This is a genomic window from Bradyrhizobium sp. WSM4873, from assembly GCF_055811355.1.
Genome location: NZ_JBVVPS010000007.1, coordinates 150161 through 173073 on the forward strand (window position 1 = coordinate 150161; position 22913 = coordinate 173073).

Sequence of the window (22913 nt, forward strand, 5' to 3'; positions counted from 1 at the left end):
GTGCATCGGCGCTGACGCCCTATCACACGACGGGCTATTACGACCATCAGACCGTCTCGCTGACGCTGCCTGGCAATCTGGCGCCTGGCACCTATTACATCGGGGGCATCGCCGACTACACCAACGCCATCGCCGAGAGCAACGAGGCCAACAACACCTATAACGTGACCCAAATCACCGTGCTGCCGGCAGCAATGAGTCCTCCAGCAGTGCCCGATAATACCGCTGTTGAATCACTCGCCCGAAGCTCCAGCCATGATGTCTTTGTATTCGCTGCCGACCTGGGTAAAGAGCCCGGAGGAAACCCTCCGTTAGCCCCGAGCCAGCTTCAATTCGATCATGCAAGCATTACGCATGAAAGCACTGCAGGTGCTTATCCCTTCGCGCCGGATGACGCATTTTACTCCGTGGCAGACATGGCGACGAAAGATATTCAATCACATCATTTGCATGATTTGATCATGTGATTAAAACCTGCTCCGAGCAGGCGCGCTTGGCGCACAGGCCGAGAACGGCCGAGACCGTGGCATCGACGTCGAAGCTGAACTGGATCTCCCATCATTTGGACATCCGGGGTAGGGGAGCGCCTCGTCCGCAAGGCCGCGCCTGACGCCGAGGCCGCCTTGGCGCGCTGCCCAGCAAGCCCCTGAGCTGAATGCCAGGCGCGTTGGAACAGACCGGGAACTCGGCTAAATGCGCCAAACCACGCGGCATTGGTTCTCCTTGGCCTGTCAACATTTTGGATAACAATATGGCTTGACGTTCATTCAGTGAACGGTCTAACGGTTGTCCTTGTTCTCCCGCTTCCTGGAGCACGGCATTGCCGGACAAGGGTTTCGAAAGTGATAGAATTGTCCTTGGGTTGCTGAACTCCGTGGGGCAGGGCTCGACTTCGCAACGTCGGATTGCGGCCGAGCTCGGCGTTGCGCTCGGGCTTGTGAATGCTTATCTGAAGCGCTGTGTCACCAAGGGATTGGTAAAGGTCAGCGATGCGCCTGCGCGGCGCTATGCTTACTATCTGACCCCGCATGGATTCTCCGAAAAAGCGCGTCTGACCGTTGAATATCTCTCATCGTCATTCTCGTTCTTCCGGCAGGCCAAAGCCGATTGCGCATTGGTCTTTGAAACGGCGAAAGCACGCAAATTTCGAAATCTGGTCCTTTTTGGGGAGTCGGATTTGGCCGAGATCGCCATTCTTTCCGCTGTGGAGAGTGGTGTTTCGATCTTGGGGATTGTCGATGAGCATTCGGCGCTGAGGTCGTTCGCCGGAAAACCCGTCGTTGGTCGCTTCAGCGATCTTTCGAGTAGTTTTGATGCGGTCGTTGTTACCGGCTTGCAGAATGCCTCGGGATTGTTCGAGATAGCCATACAACTTTACGGCGTTCAGCGTGTGTTTGCGCCGGCCTTACTGGGCTTAAGCACTTTCCAGCATGAGGACGGCCCGAAATGACAGCTGTTGATGCGGGTGCATGGTACGTCGTTCAAACGCAGGTGAACGCCGAGGTGAAGGCAGCGCGCAATCTCGTGCGTCAGGGATTCCGAGTTTATATGCCGCGATTCTTGAAGCGTCGAAGTCACGCTCGCAAGATTGAAAAAGTAGCCGCGCCATTATTCCCACGTTATCTGTTTGTATGCGTCGATATCGCCACCCAACGGTGGCGATCGATTCAGTCCACATTCGGCGTCTCGCATCTCGTGTTCAATGGCCCGCATCCCGCACCTGTTTCGGACGCTGTTGTTGGTTTGCTGAAAGCGCGGGAAGATGCGAACGGCTTCATCAAGCTGGACCATCGGCCGCAATTTCTCCGGGGCGAGAAGGTCCGTGTGCTGTCGGGTCCGTTTTCAGACAATCTTGCATTGTTTGACGGATTGGGAGACCGCGATCGTGTCGAGGTCCTTCTTGACTTGCTTGGCCGCAAGGTGCGCGTTTCCGTCGACGCGGACATGATTGCGGCGGCTGGTTAGGCCTTGCTGTTCGCAGGTCTTTGCGGACGGAACTCCTATAAGCGCTAACTCCGGTGACCGTGATTCACCCGGAGTGCGGTAGCTTGCCGAAATCAGCAGTCCTTTTTTCGCGATGGGCAGGTTCCAAGCGCTGATCGCCCACAAGCGCTGATCGGCCACAGGATCTAAGAATTATTGATGGCTGACCAAGCGTGTCACCGCCGCCAAATTGTTAAGTGGCCGACTTTGCAATCGCTTTGCAACTCCAACTAAGGCTCTTCGATGTTCTCTGGAAAATCTATTCTTGTAACCGGCGGTACCGGATCATTCGGCAAAGCCTTCATCAAACGTATTCTCGCCGTCGACAATCCTCGCCGGGTGATCGTTTATTCCCGGGATGAGCTCAAGCAGTATGAGATGATGCCTGAGTTCGAAGGCGATGATCGGATGCGTTTTTTCCTGGGCGACGTGAGGGATGCCGATCGCCTGAAGATGGCATTCCGTGGGGTGGATTTTGTCGTCCACGCCGCCGCGCTCAAGCAAGTGCCCGCAGCAGAATACAACCCGATGGAATGCATCAAGACCAACATTCACGGGGCTGAAAATGTCATCAATGCGGCGATTGCCACCGGGGTTGAGAAGGTAATTGCGCTGTCTACCGACAAGGCTGCCAACCCGATCAACCTGTACGGCGCCACCAAACTCGCCTCTGACAAGCTGTTCATTGCCGCCAACAATATCACCGGCAAGGATCGCACGCGTTTTTCCGTGGTCCGCTACGGCAACGTGGTGGGCTCGCGCGGTTCTGTCGTGCCGTTCTTTCGTGGCCTCGTTGTGGCAGGCAAGGCCGAGTTGCCGATCACGGACGAACGCATGACCCGGTTCTGGATTACCCTCGACCAAGGCGTTGAATTCGTACTCAGGGCTTTCAAACGCATGCATGGCGGCGAGATATTCGTTCCCAAGATTCCCTCCGCGAAGATCCTTGACCTCGCATCCGCAATCGCCCCCGAACTGCCGACGCGTCTAGTGGGTATTCGACCGGGCGAAAAGCTTCACGAGGTGATGTGCCCGCGCGACGACTCGCATCTCACCTTGGAATTCGCTGAGCATTTTGTCATCACACCAACAATTTCATTTGTCGAGAATCCACACTTCGGCCGCAACGCTTCCGGCGAAGATGGGGTGCCTGTTGTCGACGGGTTTGAATACAATTCAGGTAGCAATCCGCACTTTCTAACTGTGGCCGAAATTCGAGAATTGCTCAAAGTCAGCTGATGATCCCCTACGGCCGGCAACACATCAATGAGGATGACATCGCCGCGGTGCGTGCGGTGCTCGTATCCGATTTCCTCACCCAAGGGCCGGCGATCGAGCGCTTTGAACGCAAAGTCGCCGAGCAATGCGGCGCCAAACACGCGATCGCGATCTCGAATGCCACTGCGGGACTGCATATCGCATGTCTTGCTATGGATATCGGTGCGGGAGACGTGGTCTGGACCAGCCCGAACACATTCGTGGCTTCGGCCAATTGCGCCCGTTATTGCGGAGCGGATGTCGATTTTGTCGACATCGACCCCGTAAGCTGGAACATGTCGCCGGTGCGCTTGTCTGAAATGCTTCAACAGGCAAGCGAGCATGGGCGATTGCCCAAGGCGCTTATCCCGGTGCATTTCTCCGGCCAGAGTGCAGATATGGAAGCGATCGGCGCCCTCGCACAGCAGTATGGCATCGCCGTGATTGAAGATGCCTCGCACGCGATCGGTGCGGATTTCGCGGGCCAGGCAGTCGGCAGTTGTCGGTATTCAGACTGCGCCGTTTTCAGTTTCCATCCGGTCAAGATCGTCACCACCGGCGAAGGTGGCATGGTCGTCACCAACCACGACGATCTAGCGGACCGCCTGCGCCGCCTGCGCACCCATGGCATCACCCGCGACGCCGGACTCATGGAGCAATCCGATCCGGCGCCTTGGTACTATGAGCAACTGGAACTGGGCTTTAATTACCGGATGACCGACATTCAGGCCGCCCTAGGGGCCAGCCAGATGACGCGTCTTGCCGAATTCATCAACCGACGCGGCTATCTTGCGGGCCGCTATAGCGAGATGCTCGGCAGCCTTCAGCTACCGCTGCATTTGCCGGAGCAAGATGCGCGGGCTGGCTCAAGCTGGCACCTTTACGTGGTCCGGCTTCGGCTCGATGCCATGCAGGTCACCCACCGAGAGGTTTTCGAAGGCCTGCGTGAGGCCGGTATCGGAGTTAGCCTTCATTACATCCCGGTTCATCTGCAGCCTTATTACCGGGCTCTCGGTTTCCGGGATGGCCATTGCCCCGAAGCCGAACGCTATGCCAGCGAAGCGATCAGTCTTCCGTTGTATACGGGTCTGTCCGAGGCGGACCAGGATCACATCGTTGCGACGTTGCGACGGCTGATCACATGAAGCTTGCGCTCGGCACCGTCCAGTTCGGAATGCCCTACGGGGTGGCGAACCGCTCCGGTCAGCCCGATGACGCCGTGGTCAGCGAGATCCTGCGCCGGGCTTCACTGGCGGACGTCGAGGTGCTCGACACGGCAAATCTATATGGCGACTCGGAATCCGTTCTCGGACGCTGCATGCCGCGAGATCACGCCTTTCGGATCGTCACCAAAACGCCGAAGTTCGCCGGCCTGACGGCGGCTTCAGCCATCGCTTCGCTGAATGACACGTTTGAAAGGTCCTGTGTGCGATTGCGCCGCCAGAAACTCTATGGCCTTTTGGTGCACGATGCGGATGATCTACTCGGCCCGAACGGCCGAGCGCTCTGGCAGGCGATGTCGAGCCTGCGCAGCAGCGGTCGGGTCGATCGTATCGGCGCGTCGGTTTACATCGGCCGGCAGATTGACGCCTTACTGGAACGTTACGAGCCGGACCTCGTTCAACTGCCGTTGTCGTTGCTGGATCAACGCCCGGTCAAGGGTGGTCAACTGGAGCGCTTGGCGCAACGCGGCGTGGAGGTTCATGCTCGCTCGGCATTTTTGCAAGGCGCCTTGCTGATGGCGGAAGACGATTTGCCCGACAATCTTTCCGGACTGCGTCCATTCGTACATCAGTTGAGCATCCGTGCCGATAGGTTGGGACTCACCCGCATCGAAGCGGCACTGCGGTATGTGGCCAATCTGCCGGAGATCTTCGCCGTGGTTTGCGGTGTGGATTCGCCGCGGCAGTTCGAGGAATTGCTGGCGGCATCGCAATCCAATTCTCCGGCCTTGTCGCCCGCCGATGCCGCGGCCTGCGCCTGTGCTGATCCGCGGTTGGTCGATCCCTCGCAATGGAGTGCATCATAAAAGTTCTGGCAATAGTGCAGGCGCGGGCGTCGTCGTCCCGATTGCCAGGCAAGGTGCTGGCGCCGATTCTCGGGCGGCCGATGCTTGCCCATCAGATCGAACGGCTGCGCCGGGCGAAGTCCATCGATCGGCTGGTGGTTGCCACCAGCGACGACGGCTCCGACGATGCGCTGGCCGCCCTTTGCACCGAGCTTGGGGTTGGCTGCTATCGCGGCAGCCTCAGCGATGTGCTGGCGCGGTTTCTCGGAGCTTATTACGCCTGCGGTCCCGCTGGGAATGTTGTCCGCCTGACCGGCGACTGCCCGCTGATCGACCCCGCCATCGTCGATCTTGTCGTCGGCGCTCATTTGATGAACGGCGCCGATTACACGACCAATGCGATCCAAACGACCTGGCCCGACGGGCAGGATATCGAAGTGATGCGCGCCGGAGCGTTGTCGCGCGCTTTCGCCGAGGCGCGGCTAGCTTCCGAGCGCGAACACGTCACGCCGTATCTCTACAATCACCCGGAATTGTTCCGGATCGAGCACGTCAAGGCCTCTCGCGATCTTTCGGCGCTTCGCTGGACGGTCGACGAGGCCGCGGACCTGGACATGGTGCGCGAAATCTATGCGGCGTTGTATCCGGCCAATCCTGGCTTCAACCTGGACGACGTTCTGGGATTGCTGGCCCGGCGGCCGGAGCTGTCGGGAATCAACGCGAACTTTCAACGCAACGAAGGGTACGCGTTCTCAGTGGCCAGGGACTCTGTGCCGGAGGCGTGATGAGCAGCGATCAGGCCAAGGCGTTTCTTGCCGGGGAGGGCGACAACTGGTTCGAACGAAACCGCGGCGTATTGCAGGGCCCCTTAAGCGAGACGCAGGATATTCCGTTGTCGATGATCGCGGAAGTCGTGCCGCCCGGCGGTTCGGTGCTTGAGATCGGTTGCTCTAGCGGCAGCAATCTCGCCGAGCTGAGCCGTCGCAAGTCGATCCGGGGCGTTGGCGTCGATCCCTCGGCGAAGGCTGTCGCAGCCGGCGCGGCACTGGCACCGGAGATTCAGTTGTCGGTAGGCGCGGCGAACGCGCTGAACTATCCGAACGAAGACTTCGACGTAGTCTGGTTCGGATTCTGCCTGTACCTGATCGATCGCCCGCTCTTGGGCGCCGCGGTCGCGGAGGCGGACCGCGTGCTGCGGGACAATGGCTCTCTGGTTATCACCGACTTCGATCCGCCGTATCCGTGCCGCCGCAGGTATCATCATCTCGAAGGCGTGCACTCCTACAAGGCCGATTACAGCAGATTCTTCCTCGCCAATCCGGCCTATACCCTGGTGGCGAAGCGCAGTTACTCGCATGCCGGCCCTGGCTTCCACTCCGATCCCAATGAACGGGTGGCGACGTGGGTGCTCGCGAAATCACTGACGAACGCATACAGGGACATGGAATGATTGCGAACCACAGATATATCGAGTCCGAGCGTCTGCTGGAACGGGCTTTGAAAGTCATCCCGCTCGCTTCGCAGACTTTCTCCAAGAGCTTGACCCAGTATCCGTATGGCGTATCGCCATATTTCATCGTGCGCGGCGAGGGCAGCCGTGTCTGGGACGCGGACGGTAACGAATATGTCGATTTCGTCAATTCGCTGGCCTCGGTCACGCTCGGCTACAACGATCCCGATGTCACGCGTGCGGTGTACGAGCAGTTGGCAAAGGGCGTGATCTTTTCGCTGCCGCATCCGATCGAGATGGAAGTCGCGGAGCGAATTGTCGCCATGGTGCCTTGCGCCGACATGGTTCGCTTCGGCAAGAACGGATCGGACGCGACATCCGGCGCGATCCGGCTGGCGCGGGCACATACCGGGCGTGATCGCGTGGCGATCTGCGGCTATCACGGCTGGCAGGACTGGTACATCGGTTCGACGGCGCGCAACCGCGGTGTGCCGGAGGCAACGTCCCGCCTGACTCACGGCTTTGTCTATAACGACGGCGCGTCTCTGGAAGAACTGCTAAAGAAGTATCCCGGCGAATTCGCGGCCGTGATCCTCGAGCCGATGAATGTTGCGTATCCTCAGAATGGATTTCTCGCGGATGTCGCGCGCCTCACGCGCCAGCACGGCGCGTTGCTGGTGTTCGATGAAACCATTACCGGCTTCCGTTATTCCAATGGCGGCGCGCAGGAGTATTTCGGCGTCACGCCCGATCTCGCGACCTTCGGCAAGGGTCTCGCCAATGGTTATCCGGTATCGGCCGTTGCCGGGCGTCGCGGCCTGATGAAGCTGATGGAGGAGATCTTCTTTTCCTTTACCTTCGGCGGTGAAACGCTCTCGCTGGCGGCGTCGGCGGCGACGCTCGACAAGCTGTTGCGGGAGAATGTCTGTACGCAGCTTGCGACGCGCGGCCAGGCCCTGATCGATGGAATCACCGAGCTTATTGCGCGCCACCGGGTCGCCGACTTCATTTCGGTTTCAGGACATCCGTCCTGGTCGTTCCTGCTGCTGAAGGATATGCCGGGCGTCGGTCAGTTTGAGATCAAGACTCTGTTGCTGCAAGAGCTGTTCGCGCGCGGCATCCTGAGCCTCGGCACACATAATCTGAGCTACGCCCACAGCGCGGCGGATATCGCGCGCCTGCTCGCCGTTTATGACGAGGTGTTCCCGCTGCTCCGCGCCGGCGTGCTCGAAGGGCGGATGAACGACCTGCTGCTCTGCAAACCGCTGCAACCCCTGTTCAAGGTTCGCTGAGGAACCCGTGCGCGTTGTTTTCCGAACTGATGCAGGCTCCCAGATTGGCACTGGCCACCTGATGCGATGCTTGGCGTTAGCGGCCGCGCTAAGTGCGGAAGGCGCCGAGTGCATATTTCTGTGCCGGGATGGTCTTGGGGCATTGGCACAGGTAATTGCGGATGACGGTCACCGCTTGATCCCGATCGTCGGCATGGGCGAACTCCAGCGAGATTCGGATGACCAGCGGCTTGCGCACGATCACTGGCTGCCAGGCGGCTGGCAACAGGATCTGGATGTTTGCCTCGCCGCGCTGGCGCTGGAACCCGCCGCTGATTGGCTGGTGGTCGACCACTACGCGCTCGACCGTCGCTGGGAGCAAGGGATGCGCGCCGCGGCCCATGGCATTATGGCGATCGACGATCTGGCTAACCGTGTTCACGATTGCGACCTGTTGCTGGACCAGAACCTGACGCCGGCGATCGATAGCCGCTACGATGGCCTGGTTCCCTCGGAGTGCAAAACCTTGCTCGGTCCGCGCTATGCGCTACTGCGAAGCCAATTCTCCGGCAGCGGAGGCCCGGCGCGCGGGGTGAACCATCGGGACCCGCGGTTGCTGGTCATGTTCGGCGGTGCCGATGCTGGCAACCTGACACTGCGCACCATCACGGCGTTGGCTGACATGGGTTGGACTGGTTCGGTCGACGTCATCGCGGGACCGCTCTATTCGGCAATAGAGTCGCTTCAAGCCGCGGTCAAGACATTGCCGGATGCGACATTGCACGCGCCCGCGCGCGATGTCGCAGCATTGATGCGCCGCGCTGATCTCGCCGTTGGTTCGCCCGGCGTGGCCAGTTTGGAACGATGCGCCTGCGCATTGCCGTCCCTGACGATTTCGCAGGCGAAAAACCAGGAGGAGCTGGGCGAGACGCTCGCCGAAGCCGGCGCCCATTGGTACCTCGGCAGCGCCGATTCTGTGACCGATGAAGAATTGCAGCAAGCGCTGCGGGTTTTGCAGCGCAACGTGTTCGTTCGCAGGGCGATGAGCGGGGTGGCAGCCGGGATATGTGACGGGCAAGGTGTCAAACGCGTGATCCGGCAGATGCTGGCGAGTACGCTGACCGTGCGTCGGGTTCGTGCGGAAGATGCCGAACTGCTATTTTGTTGGCGTAACGACGAGCGGACGCGACGGCAGTCTTTCGACTCTCGGCCGCTCGATCCGATCGCTCACGTTGACTGGGTCATCAAAGTCATGCGCGATGAAGACAGGAGCCTCCTGCTGGTGTCCCACGCCGGCCGTGACGTCGCCTGCGTGCGTTTCGACTGCGCGGGGGAACGGGCGACAGTGTCGATCTACGTTGATCCCGATCTGCATGGACGCGGCGCGGGCGGGCCCGCGCTGATGGCGGCCATTAATTGGCTGCGTGAGGCTCGCCCGGAGATTGAGCTGATCGAGGCCGAGGTTCTGGCGGCCAACCAGGCGTCTCACGCCTTGTTTGGCTCGGTTGGCTTTGCATCGGCTCGCACATGTTACGAATTGCACCTCGCCGGCTCCGGCTTGCGGGTGGACCGAAGCCAACGCGGACAGGTACAGGCGTGACGCTGATCAGGAAAGTTCTGGATCTGCTGAGTCCGCGCGAGCGGCGTCAAGCGTTGCTGCTGCTCGGCCTGATCATCGTCATGGCTTTCCTCGACATGATTGGCGTCGCTTCGATCATGCCGTTCATGGCGGTGCTGGCCACCCCGGATCTAATCCAGTCAAATCGCTACCTGGCCGCGGCCTATGATTTCCTCGGTTTCAACGACCGCGACAGCTTCATGTTCTTCCTCGGGGTAGTGGTCTTTATCACGCTGGTGCTTTCGATCAGCTTCAAGGCCTTTACAGCGTGGGCGATGCTGCGCTTCTCACGCCTGCGGGAATATTCCCTGACCAAGCGCTTCGTTGAGCTTTATCTACATCAGCCCTACGAATGGTTCCTGAACAGGCACAGTTCCGATCTTGGCAAGACCGTGCTTGCCGAGATCGGCCAAGTGGTCGGCGGCGCAATGCTGCCGATCATGGAACTGATCGCCCAGGGCTGCGTCGTGATTGCCTTGCTGTGCCTCTTGGTTGTCGCCGATCCGGTGCTGGCCTGCGTTGGCGGCCTGGGGATGGGGGTGGCCTATAGCGCGATCTATGCGTTCTTGCGCCGGCGGGTGTCTAGGTTCGGAGAACTGCGCCGCGAGTCCAACAGGTTGCGTTTCGAGACGCTGGCCGAGGCATTCGGTGGCATCAAGGAGGTCAAGGTCGGAGGTCTGGAGTCGCGTTTTGTCGAACGCTTTGAAGGGCCCGCTTACCAGTTCGCCCTGGCGCAAGGCTCGGCGCAAGCCGCGTCGCAAATGCCGCGCTTCGGAATGGAAGTTCTTTCCTTCGGTGGGATTCTCGCCGTTGTTCTTTACCTGATGCGCAGCTCGGGCGGCCTGCAGGGCGCCCTGCCGGTCGTGGCGCTCTACGCGCTGGCTGGATACCGCCTTATGCCGGCGCTGCAATCGCTTTACGTAAATTTTACCGCCTTGCGCTTTATCGGGCCGACCCTGGATCATCTGCATGGAGAATTGGTCATGCTGCGGCCGCCGCCCGCGCGCCATGATGCGCCGGTGCCGATGCGACTGATCAAGGACGTCGTGCTCGAGAACATTAACTACCAATATCCTCGCGCGGCGCTCCCGACCCTGAATGATGTGAGCATTCGCATCCCCGCGCACTCGACGGTTGGTCTCGTCGGGGCGACGGGTTCGGGCAAGACCACCGCGGTAGACATTATTCTTGGCCTGCTGCCACAGCAATCCGGACGCCTGCTTGTCGACGGCATGGAAATTACCGGCGAAAATCGCCGCGACTGGCAATCGTCAATCGGATATGTGCCGCAGAACATCTTTCTCGCCGACGACTCGGTGGCGGCAAATATCGCTTTTGGCGTCGCCCACGAGGACATCGACCGCGCAGCGGTGGAGCGCGCCGCTCGTATTGCCAATCTGCATGATTTCGTGGCTAACGGACTACCCGATGGCTATCGGACCAGCGTCGGCGAACGCGGCGTTCGACTTTCAGGCGGGCAGCGCCAGCGCATCGGCATCGCACGCGCGCTCTACCACCGGCCCCGGCTGCTGATCCTCGATGAGGCGACTTCGGCGCTCGATAATCTAACTGAGCAGGTGGTCATGGAAGCCGTGCATAATCTCGGGCACGAGATCACCATCGTTCTGATCGCGCACCGGCTGACCACTGTCCGCGAGTGCGACTGGATATTCCTGCTCGACAAAGGGCGCGTGACCGCCGCCGGGAGTTATGACGAACTGGTCGATTCGAACGACGTGTTCCGTAGCATGACCTTGGCAGGCCGATGAAGCAACTCGAACGCAAGGCCGCTTCATCGCAGCATTCATCCGCATTCCCGTTCGGCGAGAGCGCGATTGGAATTGGTTCGAAAGCGCAGGCCCTGGGCATAGTTAAGGACAGGGTCGATCGATTTGTGGTTCCCGACTTCCTGGTTTTCGAATCGGATGAATATGCCGTTGACCGCGTCGGCGTGCTGCGAAAGGTCGCCGCGCATTTTGCCGGAGAGACGGTGGTGGTGCGGTCGTCCGCTTCCGATGAGGACGGACTGACGAGCGCGATGGCCGGCGAATACGACTCCATACTTGATGTCAAGTCCGACGATCAGGAGGCGGTGGGCGCCGCCATCGACAAGGTGCTTTCTAGCTACGAACGCAAAGGCCCGCGCGGCAGGAGCGAAGAGGTCCTTGTCCAGCGGATGGTGAACAATGTCCGCATGAGCGGCGTGATTTTCACCCACGACCTCAATACCGGTGCGCCATACTATGTCGTCAACTATGATGACGTCTCCGGCGTCACCGATACGGTGACTTCTGGCGGCAAGTATTCCAATCGGACGCTGTATATTCACCGCGAGGCGCTCGAGGCGGTAAGGTCCGAGCGGTTCTCGCGCCTGATGTTGGCCGTGCGTGAACTCGAAGATATCGTCGGCAGCCAGTTCCTCGATATCGAGTTTGCGGTCGGCGAGGACCTGACGCCGTATCTGCTGCAGGTCCGCGCGATCACCACGCAACCGAACTGGAACCGCGGCATTGCTTCCCGGATCAATGCAACGCTGTCCGGCATTCAGGCCTATGTCCGTGAGCGCCTAGGCCGCATGCCGGGCGTGTACGGCCAGACCACGGTGCTCGGCCAGATGCCTGACTGGAATCCGGCCGAGATGATCGGCCGGGCGCCCAAGGCGCTGGCATATTCACTCTACCGGGCCTTGATCACGGATCACGCCTGGCGAATCGGTCGGGCAACGATGGGCTATGCCGTTCCCGCCGGACAGCCCCTGATGGTTTCGCTGGCCGGTCAACCTTTCATCGATGCCCGCCTGAGCTTTCACTCTTACCTGCCGGCGGCGCTGCCGGCCTCGATTGCCGAAAAGCTCGTGGACACCTGGCTGTGGCGGCTGCGACAGCATCCCGAGCGACATGACAAGGTGGAGTTTGAAGTCGCGATCACCACCTACAGCTTCGATATCGACCAAAGGCTCGATTCGCTGGTGGGCGACGCGCTGTCTACCGCCGAACGGACAACCTTCAAGCATCTGCTGCGCGATCAATTGCACACGCTTCTGGCTGCCGGTTCCGCGGGCAGTGTTGCAAACGCAATGGCCAAGGTGCAGGCACTGGAGGCTCGCCACACCGCCGCGATTGGCGGCACCGGATTGCCTACGCTGGCGGCGCTGTACGGCCTTCTCGACGAATGCCAGAACGAAGGCACCATTCCCTTCGCCATTCTGGCGCGACATGGCTTCATTGCGAAAACCATTCTCAATTCGCTCTGCGCACGCGGTATCCTCGATGACGACGATGTGCTCGCCATCCAGGGCAGCTTCGCCACCGTCGCGGGCGATCTGGTGGACTGGATGCACCAGCTGCAGCGCGGCGAGTTGCCGAGGGCCCGTTTCATGGCTCGGTTCGGTCATCTGCGGCCCGGCACTTACGACATCCTGTCCCGCCGTTACGATCAAATGCCGGATTTCGGCGCCGGCCATGCGCCGATCCTGGCTGAGGCGGCGCACCTCCCCTTCACGCTGCCCGATGCCAAGCGCAAGCGGATCGACGCGCTCCTGGTCGAAGAAGGATTTAGCGAGCTGAATAGTGACGCGCTGCTGGCCTATGTCCGCGACGGAACTGTCGGGCGAGAATACGGCAAGCTGGTGTTCACCCGTACCGTCAGCGACATCCTGGAACTGATCGCCGGTTTTGGCGAACGGCACGGTCTCAGCCGCGAGGAAATGTCTCACGTACCGCTTCAGCAACTGCTCGACGCTGCGTCGTCGAGCGGTAATGACGGCATCGAGCAGCGGCTGCGCGCCATCTCGGGCCAGGAAGCCGAACGGCACGCCTTGAGCGTCGCGATCCGCCTGCCGCAGCTCCTGTTCGACGAGGCGGGTGTGCATGTCATCCCGTTCCAGGTCAGCGTGCCGAATTTCATCACCCACAAGAAGATCACCGCGGCGTCTGCGGTAGTCACCGCGCAAGGCAGGGCGCCGGACTTGAGCGGGAAGATCGTCTTGATCGAGAATGCCGATCCCGGTTTCGACTGGATTTTCTCGGAAGCCATCGCCGGCCTCATCACCAAGTACGGCGGCGCCAACTCGCACATGGCGATCCGCTGCGCGGAATTCGGTATTCCGGCGGCGATCGGCTGCGGGGAACAGCGCTTCGAAGCCTTGCTGAAGCCCGGGCAGATATCGCTCGACTGCTCGGCGGGAACGATCAACCAGCATTGACGGGTGGCATTCGTGGTTATTTGGATCATCGGGCTTTCCGGCGCAGGCAAGACCACGCTGGCGCTGAAGGTCGTGGCGGAACTGAGAAAGTCCGTGTCCAACGTCGTCCTGATTGATGGCGACGAGATCAGGGAGATGTTCGGCAACGATCTCGGGCATACGCTGGGTGATCGCCGCCGCAATGCCGAGCGGATTTGCCGCCTTGGCAAGTTTCTCGACGATCAGGGCATCCACGTGGTCTGCGCTATTCTTTCGCTGTTTCCCGAATCACGCGAATGGAATCGCAACAATCTGCGAGATTATTACGAGGTGTTCGTCGACGCGCCGCTGGACGATCTGAAGCAGCGGGATTCTAAGGGACTATATGCCCGCTTCGCCAAGGGTGAGATCAGCGACGTGGCCGGACTGGATCTGGTTTTTCCGGAGCCGGACGCGCATCTGGTGATCCGCAACCATGGTTCGAGGGACGAGTTGCTTGGTCAGGCGCCCGGCATCGCCGCGCGCGTTTTGAGGGGAAGCACTTGAAATACCCGTATACGTCCGAGAACCGGCTTGAAGCGCCGATCGCATATTCCTACGCGGAGTTTGGTGGCGTTGAATTCCTGGCTGCCTACATCCGCGACCGTCAGCAGGCGGTGACGCGGATCGGCCAGACCTTGCACGATTTGCCGGCAACCGAGATGGCGCTCTTGCTGCGGCGCGGCCTCACGTCGCCGGATTCCGGACAATCGAACAAAGTGCGAGATCGGGCGGCAATGTTGCGATCGCTCCAGATCGAAGAAGACATCGACACCGCGCAGCTGTTGGACTGTTTGCTCGCGGCGCTACTGGCCGATGCGAACGCGGCGGCGGTAACGCCATGGCTCGACCGCCTGGTTCAACGCTTCGAGGTGACCAAGAAGCTGTATGCCGGCTACAGGCCGGGACTTCGAAAGGGCGAGGGGGACACCGGGCATGTTTCACTTTACCTAACGCTGGCGCTTGTACTTTGCCTTCGCTATCACGCGGATGGCCAACTCAAATATCTGAGCACTATGTTGAAGCTGACGGATCTGTTGTGTTCGTTGCCGTCCGATCGCTACGAGGCGGAGAATCTTGCGGCCCGACTCGGCATGCTGATCGGCGCCGAAGTCGCCGCAGTGCGGGCGCTCGCTGGCCTCAAGAGCGTCCCCCTTGCGGCTTGATATCGGCATGGTAGCCGCCGATACCACCCGCACGCGGGCTTACCTGCACGCGCTGATCCGCCAGCGGCTGCTGCCGTCCTATGTGCTGTTGCTGGAAAACAAGGAGCTGGCGCTGTTGCCGGGCCAATTGGCTGGCCCGCCGAGCCTTGTTACGCCGGTCCGGGACGACGCTGTTGACTGCTGGAGTGAGGCGGATTTCGACGCGGGCGTTTCGCTCCGACAGTTGCTCGATTCGGCGGCAATCGAGTACGAAACGGCGCCGTCCCGCGACATCAACGATCCCCTCGTGGTCGCGCTGATCTCATGCCGTCCAGAATCCGTGATGATCTATTCGGGATATGGCGGCGTGTTGCTCAAGACAAACGTGCTGGCCACCGGCAAGCGGTTCCTGCACGTCCATGGCGGCTATTTGCCGAATTACAAAGGAAGTACGACCAATTTCTACAGCCTGCTCTCAGAGAATGCGATGGGAGCTTCGGCGATCTTTCTCACCGAGCAGATCGACAGCGGCCCGATCCTGTTGCGCAGAACATTTCCGGCGCCGGCCGAGCGCGCCGGCGTAGATCACGTCTTTGACTCAGCCGCACGCGCGAAGGTTCTGGTGGAGGTGCTTTGGTCATACGCGATGACAGGCGAGTGGGGGGCCGTGTTGGAGAATCGAGGTGGCGACACCTATTACGTCATTCATCCGGTTCTCAAGCACCTCGCCATCCTGGCGAAAGACTGACGTCATGCGCAAGACATACCGATCGCGGGGCGTGAAGGAGTACTGGACCTCTCGCTGGGAGGACATTCCGGTGGACGCGCCAATGACGAACGCGGACGTCTATCCGCTGAAATACGCCATGATGACGGTGAGGCCGGGGGGACGTATTCTCGAGGCTGGGTGTGGGGCGGGGCGGATACTGCGTTATTTTCATGCCCGCGGTTATGACATCATCGGTATCGACTACATCGCCGTCGCGGTCGACAAGCTTTCCGCCGCCGATCCCAGCCTCAAGGTCGAGGTCGGCGATATCACGAATTTGTCCTACGCCGACGGTGAATTCGATGAAGTACTTGCCTTCGGTCTCTACCACAATATCGAGAACGACCTCGGCCGGGCAGTGAGTGAGACGTATCGTGTGATCAAGCCGGGCGGGGCGGTATGCGCTTCGTTCCGCGCCGACAATTTGCAGACGCGATTGACCGACTGGCTCGCGGATCGCCGGCGCGTCGGTACCGACGACGCGGCGCGTGCCTTTCACAAGGTCAATCTCACTCGGTCGGAGTTCGAAGGTCTGTTTACCCGAGCCGGCTTTCGAATCGAGTTTGTTGCGCCGGTCGAGAACATGCCGATCCTCTACAAGTTCAGGTTTTTCCGCGCCGATGCGCACAAGACCTTCGACGAGAACCGCGCGCGCGGGGAGGGCTACCGGCTTTCCCGGCTGGGCGGCCTGCTGCAGGGATTGATGATGCGCGTAGCCCCTGATCAATTCTGCAATATCTACGTAATGATCGCGCGCAAGCCATGACGCCTTACTCGCAAAAGAGTTTGGTCGGCGTATCGCAACGGGTGGACCGCGTGCCGGGCCGAAACGAAACGCGCGATGCGATGGATCAGGCACTGGTGCAATGGCTCGCGGCCGCCGGCTGCATCACCGTTCCGGTGCCCAACGCATTGTCGACGGACAGTGGTAACGTCACGCTAGCCGACTGGCTGGACGCGGTCGCGCCATCGATGATCGTGCTGTCGGGGGGCAATGACATCGGTGCATTTCCGCAGCGCGATGCGACCGAAAAGTATCTGCTCGACTGGGCAGCGCGTAGTCGCAAGCCGGTATTGGGCATTTGTCGGGGCATGCAGTTGATGATCGTGCACGGCGGTGGCGCGCTGGTTCCGGCGACCGGTCACGTCCGGGTCTATCACGACCTCGGCGACGGCGGATCACCCACAGGCTGGCCCGGCCGGATCAACTCCTATCACGACTTCGCCGTCGCAGAGGTTCCAACCGCTTACACGGCGCTGGCGCGCGCCGCTGACAGCACGATCGAGGCTATCCGGCATGTCGATCTGCCCTGGGAGGGTTGGATGTGGCATCCCGAGCGTGACCCGCCGCGGGCGCAAGACATTGAACGTTTTCTGAGTCTTCGGCCATGACGAACGACACGTTGAAAGTCATACTGCTCGTCGCCGGTGAAGGAACGAGGTTGCGCCCCTACACGCTCGACCGGCCCAAGTGCCTGGTCGAGGTAGACGGCATCAGTCTACTCGATCGTCAGCTCGCCGTGTTGCGTGGCGACCTGCGTATCGGCAGCTTGGTGATGATCGGCGGCTACAAGGCCGAGATGCTCGATCGCCCCGGCGTCGCGCTCAAGCTGAACCCGCGCTACTTCGAAACCAACATGGTGTGGACCTTGTTTTCCGCCGAAGAGGAATTGGCGGGTGATATTCTGATCTGTTACGGCGATATTGTTTACAGCGCTGCGGTGCTGGGAGCGCTACTCGACTGCGAGGCCGATATCGCCATCACAGTGGACAAGGATTGGGAATCATACTGGCGCGCGCGCAACGAGGACCCGCTCGCCGATGCGGAGACCCTTAAACTGCATCCTGATGGCCGGGTGTATGAGCTGGGCCAGAAGCCGCGCTCGCTGGCGGAAATCGAGGGCCAATACATGGGGTTGATCAAGCTCAGCGCTCAGGGCGTTTCGATACTCAAGAAGGTTTTTCACCAGGCGAAGGCGGCTGGTAAGCTCGGCGGCAAGCCGATCGAAAAGGCCTATATGACCGATCTATTGCAGGCGGTGATCGACGCCGGATATTCTCTACAGAGCGTGCCAGTTCACGGTGGCTGGATCGAAGTTGACACGGTTGACGATCTTGCTTCCCAGGTCACGCGCAATCGTCTCTGGAAGATGGCCCAATAGGGAATGTCCGGCAGCAGACAGATGCAACTGAACGCACCGAACATCATTTTTCTGACCATCGACGGTCTGCGTTACGACCGGTTGGGCTGCAACGGTTACGAGGCAGCACATTCGCCTGTTATCGACAGTCTGTGCCGGGACGGAATTTCATTCTCGCATTATTTCTGCCACGGCAGCCCGACACAGTTCTCGTTTCCGCCGATATTCGCTTCGACCTATCCGCTCGACGAGGGCGGCTACGGAACGGGGATCAAGCATCGCGCCGCCAGTTTCGTTGAGGTGCTTCAGGCGGCGGGCTACTGGACGGTGGGACTAAGTTCGGGCGGCGCGTTGACCGCTGCCGCGGGCTACAACCGTGGCTTTGCGCAGTTCCATCACTTGAACGACGTGTCAGTGCCGCTGGAAAGCGCCTGGAAGAATGAAATCGTATACTACCGAAAGCTGTTCAAGGCTGGACGAATCACGGTTGACGACCTGATCGAAAAAATAGCATCGGGCGTGAAAGAAGCGCTGCAAAGCACCTTGCAGATGTGTGTTGAGCGGCGTGAGGAAATCGCGTCCGGGTCTATCCCGGGCACCGCCGATTTTCATGGAGCCGATCATCAACAGATCGCGGCGCAGATAACCGGGGAACTGGCCCGACTGGACGCCGCGCCGCGGATATATTTGCATGCGTTGATCGATGCGGACGATGTGCACGATATTTATCCGTTCTTGCCCCGTCCCCTTGTCTCGCGCAACAAGCTTGCCGGAAAAATCTATAACTATGCGAACAAGCTGCTTTCGTTGCTCGATGTGACGCTACGTTATGGCCGCCGCAAGAGCATGGGCGTCAAAACCGTATTCGAAAGTATCGACCGCTATCTCATGCGCGCCGACCGCCGCAAGTTCTTCATCTGGGCTCACGTGCTGGATGTCCATGACCTGGACTACAGCGACTCGAAGATCGAGTTGCCGCCACTGGGTAGTCCGGTCTTCCGCAATATTCTCCGGATGGGCTCGCGCTACCGCGGATTACGCCGCTACGACTATGCGGTGACGAATGTGGACGGCTATATTGGCAGGCTGCTTGAACGCCTGAAGGAACTCGGGCAGGACAAGAACACACTGCTGGTGGTGACGGCGGATCACGGGCTGGCCGCGAACTGGCCGCGCCCGTCGGTCAGCCATGTCGCCAACTTCTACGACGAACATTGTCATGTGCCCCTGGTGTTCCATCACAAGGACTTATCGGCTCGCGTGGTCGAGGGTATGGTCGGTAGCGTGGATCTTTCGGTGATGCTGCTTGGCTTGCTTGGCCTGCGTTCCCCGGCGTCGTTCCGCGGCGTCGATGCTCTTGCCGGGCAAGCGCAAGGCCGACCCTACATATTGATGGAGAACCTCGGTCGCGGGCCTTATGACCTCGAGCGCAAGTCAATTCGGTTGTCGATCAGAACATGGGACCGAAAATACATCATGGATGATGAGGAGGGAGAATGTCGGGTTCGCGAAGTTTTCGACCTCGTCAAGGATCCAGACGAGCTGACTAACCTGGTGGACAGTAGGGTGGAACGGGCTGGTATCGAGGACGCAAGGCTGCTTGGCATGCGACGCTGTGCGGAAGTACGCGGCCAGACCCCGCCATCAACACTTCGGCTCGACCCATCGCCCAACGAGTTCTCGCTCTCCGATACATCAAAGGAAAAGCTGTGAAACGAGTTAAGGTTTTCGGTGCCGGATCGATCGGCAACCATCTTGCCAACGCCTCGCGCCGCAAGGGCTGGGCGGTCGATATTTGCGATGTCGACCCCGCAGCTTTGAAACGGACGCGGGAAATGATCTATCCCGGACGTTACGGCGTGTGGGACGACGCGATCGGCCTGCACGCAAAGGATTCGGCGCCGATCGGCGGCTACGACCTGATCGTAGTCGGAACGCCGCCGGATAGCCACATGAAGCTAGCTCGCGAAGCCGTCAAGGAAAAGCCGGTGGCAATCCTGATCGAAAAGCCGGTCTGCACGCCAGATCTAGACGGCGCGCAGGCGCTTTACGAAGAAGCCGCCGCTGCCGGGATCAAACTCTTCGTCGGCTACGACCACGCAGTCGGAAAATCGGCGCGGCTCGTGAGCGGTCTGCTGCTCCAGCAAGCCGTTGGCACGCTGGATACGCTGGACGTCGAATTCCGCGAGTTCTGGGGTGGGATTTTTGCGGCGCATCCCTGGCTTTCGGGGCCTGTCGACAGCTATCTCGGTTATTGGCGGCGGGGAGGCGGCGCCTGCGGCGAACACTCCCATGCGATTAATCTGTGGCAGAGCTTCGCGCATGCAGCCGGGGCCGGCCGGATCGTGGAAGTATCCGCCAATCTGCAATACGTCGCGGACGGGAAGATCGATTACGACAAGCTCTGCCTTCTAGAAGTGAGGTCCGAAAGCGGTTTGCTCGGGCGCGTGGTGCAGGACGTGGTCACGCGGCCGACGCGCAAATGGGCCCGTGCGCAGGGGGCACAGGGGGCTATCGAGTGGCTGTGCGGCGCCAAGCCCAACACCGACACGGTCATCCTTACCAAAGATGCCGGCGAGATATCCACCACCGACATTCACAAAACGCGCCCCGATGACTTTATCGAGGAGTTGAGCCATATCGAGTCGGTTATCGCGGTGGGCGAAGCTGGAGCGTCGCCCATTGCGATCGAGCGTGGGCTGGATTCGATGTTGGTCGTTGCCGCCTGTCACAAATCGTCGGCGGAAAAACGTACGATCCGAATTGACTATAGCCGGGGCTACACAGAAGACGCCATTAAGTAAATTGAGTGACGGTACCAAGGAAAGCGATAATGAACGACGCTTTTGACTTCAACGACTTGTTCGTATTTGATATCGCAAATAACCATCAGGGCAGCGTCGAGCACGGCCTGAAGATCATCGATGGCGTCGGCGTGGCCGCCAGACAGCATGGTGTACGTGGCGTACTCAAGTTCCAGTTCCGCCAGTTGGACTCTTTCATCCATCCCGCCCACATGGCATCGAGCAGCAACAAGCATCTGGGGCGATTCAGTTCCACCCGGATGGATCAGGGCGGCTACAAGGTCCTGCTTGACGCTTCCAGGGCGCAGGGCATGTATACGATGTGCACGCCCTTCGACGAAGAATCTGTTGATTTGATCGTCAGCATGGGCTTCGACCTGATCAAGGTCGCAAGTTGCTCGGCCAAGGATTGGCCGCTCCTGGAAAAAATAGCCAATTCGAACCTGCCGGTTATTTTCTCGACTGGCGGCCTCGGGCTTTCCAACATCGACGATCTCGTGAGCTTCTTCGAGCATCGCGGCTGCGACTTCGCGATAATGCATTGCGTGTCGCTCTATCCGATCCCGTCCGACAAGTTCCACTTGAACCAGATCGATGTCCTGAAGCAGCGTTATCCCCACCGGGTCATCGGCTGGTCGACGCACGAGGATCCGGACGCGCTGTTGCCGGTTGCCATTGCGGTGGCAAAGGGCGCGCGAATCTTCGAGCGCCACGTCGGCGTCGCCACCGATACGATCACGCTCAACACCTACTCGTCCACGCCGGCGCAGGTTTCGACATGGATCGCCGCGGCCAAGTCGGCGATCGAGGTTTGCGGATCGCGGACGCGGATGATCGACGAAGCGGAAATCGCCTCGCTCGATTCGCTGCGCCGCGGCGTGTTTGCCAAGAAGACGATCAAGAAGGGCACGACTGTCACCCGCGACATGGTGTACTTCGCGATGCCCTACCAGGATGGGCAGATGGACTCCGGCCATTGGCGCGATGGAATCGTCGCTCAGGGCAATTTCGACGTGGACCAGCCGCTGCTCACCGACGCCGTCGTGGTTCCCGCGGACCCCGACTATCTGATCATCAAGGAAGCGGTGCATGAAGTGAAGGCGCTGCTAGCCGAGGGACGCATCGCCCTCAACAGCGAATTTGAGGTCGAATATTCCCACCACTACGGGATCCGCCGGTTCCGGGAAGTGGGGGCGGTGATCATCAACGTGATCAATCGCGAATACTGTAAGAAGATCCTTGTGCAATTGCCGGGTCAAAAGCATCCGGCGCACTTCCACAAACTGAAGGAAGAGACCTTCCAGGTGCTGTATGGCGAATTGCGCCTCTGGGTGGATGGCCGGGAGAAGATCCTGCAGCCGGGCGACACCTGCATGGTGCTGCCCGGGGTTTGGCACAGCTTCTGGACGCCGACAGGCTGCGTGTTCGAGGAAGTATCCACCACCCACCACAACAACGATTCGGTTTACAAGGACAGCGCGATCAATCAACTTGAGCGGCACCAGCGCAAGACCCGGGTCAACCACTGGGGTCGGTGGGAACTGCCGAAAAAGCTCGAGGCCGAAGCCCGGCAATGATCCGTTGCGTCGTCTTCGATTTCGACGGCACGCTGGTTGACTCGAATCATATCAAGCACGACGCCTTCCTCGGCATCGCGGAACGTTACGCAGGGGGTCGCGAGATCATGGCCGGGATCATCGAGGTCCCCGGCGCCGGAACCCGCGAAGCCGTGTTCCGGAAGTTCGTCGCCGAACTCGGCATCGCTCCGGATGGACCAGGCGCGGCGACCGCGGAACTCGTGGGGTGCTATACCGACAGGTGCTTTAACGAGATCGCACGAGCGGAGGAGATTGCCGGTGCCCGCGCCGTGCTCGATCGCCTGGCTGCGGATGAGCTGCGGCTGTTCATAAGCTCGGCGACGCCGGCAGGTCCGTTGAATGATCTGGTCGAGGCGAGGGGATTGAGGCCGTTGATGGAAGATGTCTTTGGCGCGCCGGAAAGCAAAAGCGACCATATCAGGCGAATTCAGAAGGTAGCAGGGTTGAGTTCAACCGAAATTCTCTACGTGGGCGATTCTGACGCCGATAATCGCGCGGCTTTCGAAGCCAACTGCCGGTTTGCAGGAGTCGTGCTCGAGGAAACGCGTTTCTCGATCCGCCCGGACATCTGCATCACCTCGCTGGCGCAATTGCCTGACGTCATCGAGATGTTCAACGCCGCCGATCGTGGCGGGGACGGGGTCTGA

At 60.1% G+C, this 22913-nt stretch carries 22 protein-coding genes; all 22 read left to right on the top strand.

The window, feature by feature from the left end; genetic code table 11:
* Positions 1 to 467: hypothetical protein (locus AC0L21_RS13055; RefSeq protein ID WP_473261934.1), on the top strand; the 467-nt coding region annotated here is incomplete at its 5' end.
* A 353-nt stretch (positions 468 to 820) separates the two neighbouring features.
* The gene (locus tag AC0L21_RS13060; protein ID WP_473261936.1) at positions 821 to 1450 is read left to right on the top strand and encodes a winged helix-turn-helix transcriptional regulator; all 630 of its coding nucleotides are present in this window, start codon (positions 821 to 823) and stop codon (positions 1448 to 1450) included.
* Entirely contained in the window at positions 1447 to 1965 is a 519-nt protein-coding gene (nusG, locus tag AC0L21_RS13065) for a transcription termination/antitermination protein NusG (RefSeq protein WP_473261938.1), read from the top strand. The genes AC0L21_RS13060 and nusG overlap by 4 nt, the downstream gene beginning before the upstream one ends.
* A gap of 261 nt (positions 1966 to 2226) precedes the next feature.
* Positions 2227 to 3222 carry a UDP-N-acetylglucosamine 4,6-dehydratase (inverting) gene (gene pseB / locus AC0L21_RS13070; protein WP_473261940.1) on the top strand — a complete coding sequence of 332 codons (996 nt, stop codon included), beginning with the start codon at positions 2227 to 2229 and terminating at the stop codon, positions 3220 to 3222.
* Positions 3222 to 4385 carry a UDP-4-amino-4,6-dideoxy-N-acetyl-beta-L-altrosamine transaminase gene (pseC, locus tag AC0L21_RS13075; RefSeq protein WP_473261942.1) on the top strand — a complete coding sequence of 388 codons (1164 nt, stop codon included), beginning with the start codon at positions 3222 to 3224 and terminating at the stop codon, positions 4383 to 4385. Before pseB ends, pseC begins: the two co-directional genes overlap by 1 nt.
* Positions 4382 to 5269 carry an aldo/keto reductase gene (locus AC0L21_RS13080; RefSeq protein ID WP_473261944.1) on the top strand — a complete coding sequence of 296 codons (888 nt, stop codon included), beginning with the start codon at positions 4382 to 4384 and terminating at the stop codon, positions 5267 to 5269. The genes pseC and AC0L21_RS13080 overlap by 4 nt, the downstream gene beginning before the upstream one ends.
* Positions 5254 to 6033, top strand: coding sequence for a cytidylyltransferase domain-containing protein (locus tag AC0L21_RS13085; RefSeq protein ID WP_473261946.1), 780 nt, complete (start codon positions 5254 to 5256; stop codon positions 6031 to 6033). The genes AC0L21_RS13080 and AC0L21_RS13085 overlap by 16 nt, the downstream gene beginning before the upstream one ends.
* A complete protein-coding gene (locus AC0L21_RS13090; protein WP_473261948.1) occupies positions 6033 to 6698 on the top strand; it encodes a class I SAM-dependent methyltransferase in 666 nt (221 codons plus the stop codon). The genes AC0L21_RS13085 and AC0L21_RS13090 overlap by 1 nt, the downstream gene beginning before the upstream one ends.
* Positions 6695 to 7990: an aminotransferase class III-fold pyridoxal phosphate-dependent enzyme gene (locus AC0L21_RS13095; RefSeq protein ID WP_473261951.1), complete on the top strand. Its 1296-nt coding sequence runs from the start codon at positions 6695 to 6697 to the stop codon at positions 7988 to 7990. The genes AC0L21_RS13090 and AC0L21_RS13095 overlap by 4 nt, the downstream gene beginning before the upstream one ends.
* Before the next feature lie 7 nt (positions 7991 to 7997).
* Positions 7998 to 9569 (top strand): UDP-2,4-diacetamido-2,4,6-trideoxy-beta-L-altropyranose hydrolase, encoded by a 1572-nt coding sequence (gene pseG / locus AC0L21_RS13100; protein WP_473261953.1) that lies wholly within the window; start codon positions 7998 to 8000, stop codon positions 9567 to 9569.
* A complete protein-coding gene (locus AC0L21_RS13105; RefSeq protein WP_473261956.1) occupies positions 9566 to 11356 on the top strand; it encodes an ABC transporter ATP-binding protein in 1791 nt (596 codons plus the stop codon). Before pseG ends, AC0L21_RS13105 begins: the two co-directional genes overlap by 4 nt.
* Entirely contained in the window at positions 11353 to 13791 is a 2439-nt protein-coding gene (locus tag AC0L21_RS13110) for a PEP/pyruvate-binding domain-containing protein (protein ID WP_473261958.1), read from the top strand. The genes AC0L21_RS13105 and AC0L21_RS13110 overlap by 4 nt, the downstream gene beginning before the upstream one ends.
* A 3-nt stretch (positions 13792 to 13794) precedes the next feature.
* On the top strand, positions 13795 to 14316 hold the full coding sequence (locus tag AC0L21_RS13115) for an adenylyl-sulfate kinase (protein ID WP_473261960.1): 522 nt from the start codon (positions 13795 to 13797) through the stop codon (positions 14314 to 14316).
* A 110-nt stretch (positions 14317 to 14426) separates the two neighbouring features.
* On the top strand, positions 14427 to 14975 hold the full coding sequence (locus tag AC0L21_RS13120; RefSeq protein ID WP_473261962.1) for a hypothetical protein: 549 nt from the start codon (positions 14427 to 14429) through the stop codon (positions 14973 to 14975).
* On the top strand, positions 14965 to 15702 hold the full coding sequence (locus AC0L21_RS13125) for a formyltransferase family protein (protein ID WP_473261964.1): 738 nt from the start codon (positions 14965 to 14967) through the stop codon (positions 15700 to 15702). Before AC0L21_RS13120 ends, AC0L21_RS13125 begins: the two co-directional genes overlap by 11 nt.
* Before the next feature lie 4 nt (positions 15703 to 15706).
* On the top strand, positions 15707 to 16489 hold the full coding sequence (locus AC0L21_RS13130) for a class I SAM-dependent methyltransferase (RefSeq protein ID WP_473261966.1): 783 nt from the start codon (positions 15707 to 15709) through the stop codon (positions 16487 to 16489).
* Positions 16486 to 17115 carry a gamma-glutamyl-gamma-aminobutyrate hydrolase family protein gene (locus AC0L21_RS13135; RefSeq protein ID WP_473261968.1) on the top strand — a complete coding sequence of 210 codons (630 nt, stop codon included), beginning with the start codon at positions 16486 to 16488 and terminating at the stop codon, positions 17113 to 17115. The genes AC0L21_RS13130 and AC0L21_RS13135 overlap by 4 nt, the downstream gene beginning before the upstream one ends.
* Positions 17112 to 17885 (top strand): phosphocholine cytidylyltransferase family protein, encoded by a 774-nt coding sequence (locus tag AC0L21_RS13140; protein ID WP_473261970.1) that lies wholly within the window; start codon positions 17112 to 17114, stop codon positions 17883 to 17885. Before AC0L21_RS13135 ends, AC0L21_RS13140 begins: the two co-directional genes overlap by 4 nt.
* 21 nt (positions 17886 to 17906) lie before the next feature.
* Positions 17907 to 19577, top strand: coding sequence for a sulfatase-like hydrolase/transferase (locus tag AC0L21_RS13145; protein ID WP_473261972.1), 1671 nt, complete (start codon positions 17907 to 17909; stop codon positions 19575 to 19577).
* A complete protein-coding gene (locus AC0L21_RS13150) occupies positions 19574 to 20668 on the top strand; it encodes a Gfo/Idh/MocA family protein (RefSeq protein ID WP_473261974.1) in 1095 nt (364 codons plus the stop codon). Before AC0L21_RS13145 ends, AC0L21_RS13150 begins: the two co-directional genes overlap by 4 nt.
* A 29-nt stretch (positions 20669 to 20697) precedes the next feature.
* Complete coding sequence (locus tag AC0L21_RS13155) at positions 20698 to 22245, top strand: N-acetylneuraminate synthase family protein (protein ID WP_473261976.1); 1548 nt, start codon at positions 20698 to 20700, stop codon at positions 22243 to 22245.
* A complete protein-coding gene (locus tag AC0L21_RS13160) occupies positions 22242 to 22913 on the top strand; it encodes an HAD family hydrolase (RefSeq protein WP_473261978.1) in 672 nt (223 codons plus the stop codon). The genes AC0L21_RS13155 and AC0L21_RS13160 overlap by 4 nt, the downstream gene beginning before the upstream one ends.

Bases quoted from the DNA above. Each gene is read 5' to 3' on its own strand.
- nusG (WP_473261938.1), top strand. From the start codon at position 1,447: ATGACAGCTGTTGATGCGGGTGCATGGTACGTCGTTCAAACGCAGGTG.
- pseB (WP_473261940.1), top strand. From the start codon at position 2,227: ATGTTCTCTGGAAAATCTATTCTTGTAACCGGCGGTACCGGATCATTC.
- pseC (WP_473261942.1), top strand. From the start codon at position 3,222: ATGATCCCCTACGGCCGGCAACACATCAATGAGGATGACATCGCCGCG.
- AC0L21_RS13080 (WP_473261944.1), top strand. From the start codon at position 4,382: ATGAAGCTTGCGCTCGGCACCGTCCAGTTCGGAATGCCCTACGGGGTG.
- AC0L21_RS13085 (WP_473261946.1), top strand. From the start codon at position 5,254: ATGGAGTGCATCATAAAAGTTCTGGCAATAGTGCAGGCGCGGGCGTCG.
- AC0L21_RS13090 (WP_473261948.1), top strand. From the start codon at position 6,033: ATGAGCAGCGATCAGGCCAAGGCGTTTCTTGCCGGGGAGGGCGACAAC.
- AC0L21_RS13095 (WP_473261951.1), top strand. From the start codon at position 6,695: ATGATTGCGAACCACAGATATATCGAGTCCGAGCGTCTGCTGGAACGG.
- AC0L21_RS13110 (WP_473261958.1), top strand. From the start codon at position 11,353: ATGAAGCAACTCGAACGCAAGGCCGCTTCATCGCAGCATTCATCCGCA.
- AC0L21_RS13130 (WP_473261966.1), top strand. From the start codon at position 15,707: ATGCGCAAGACATACCGATCGCGGGGCGTGAAGGAGTACTGGACCTCT.
- AC0L21_RS13135 (WP_473261968.1), top strand. From the start codon at position 16,486: ATGACGCCTTACTCGCAAAAGAGTTTGGTCGGCGTATCGCAACGGGTG.
- AC0L21_RS13140 (WP_473261970.1), top strand. From the start codon at position 17,112: ATGACGAACGACACGTTGAAAGTCATACTGCTCGTCGCCGGTGAAGGA.
- AC0L21_RS13145 (WP_473261972.1), top strand. From the start codon at position 17,907: ATGCAACTGAACGCACCGAACATCATTTTTCTGACCATCGACGGTCTG.
- AC0L21_RS13155 (WP_473261976.1), top strand. From the start codon at position 20,698: ATGAACGACGCTTTTGACTTCAACGACTTGTTCGTATTTGATATCGCA.
- AC0L21_RS13160 (WP_473261978.1), top strand. From the start codon at position 22,242: ATGATCCGTTGCGTCGTCTTCGATTTCGACGGCACGCTGGTTGACTCG.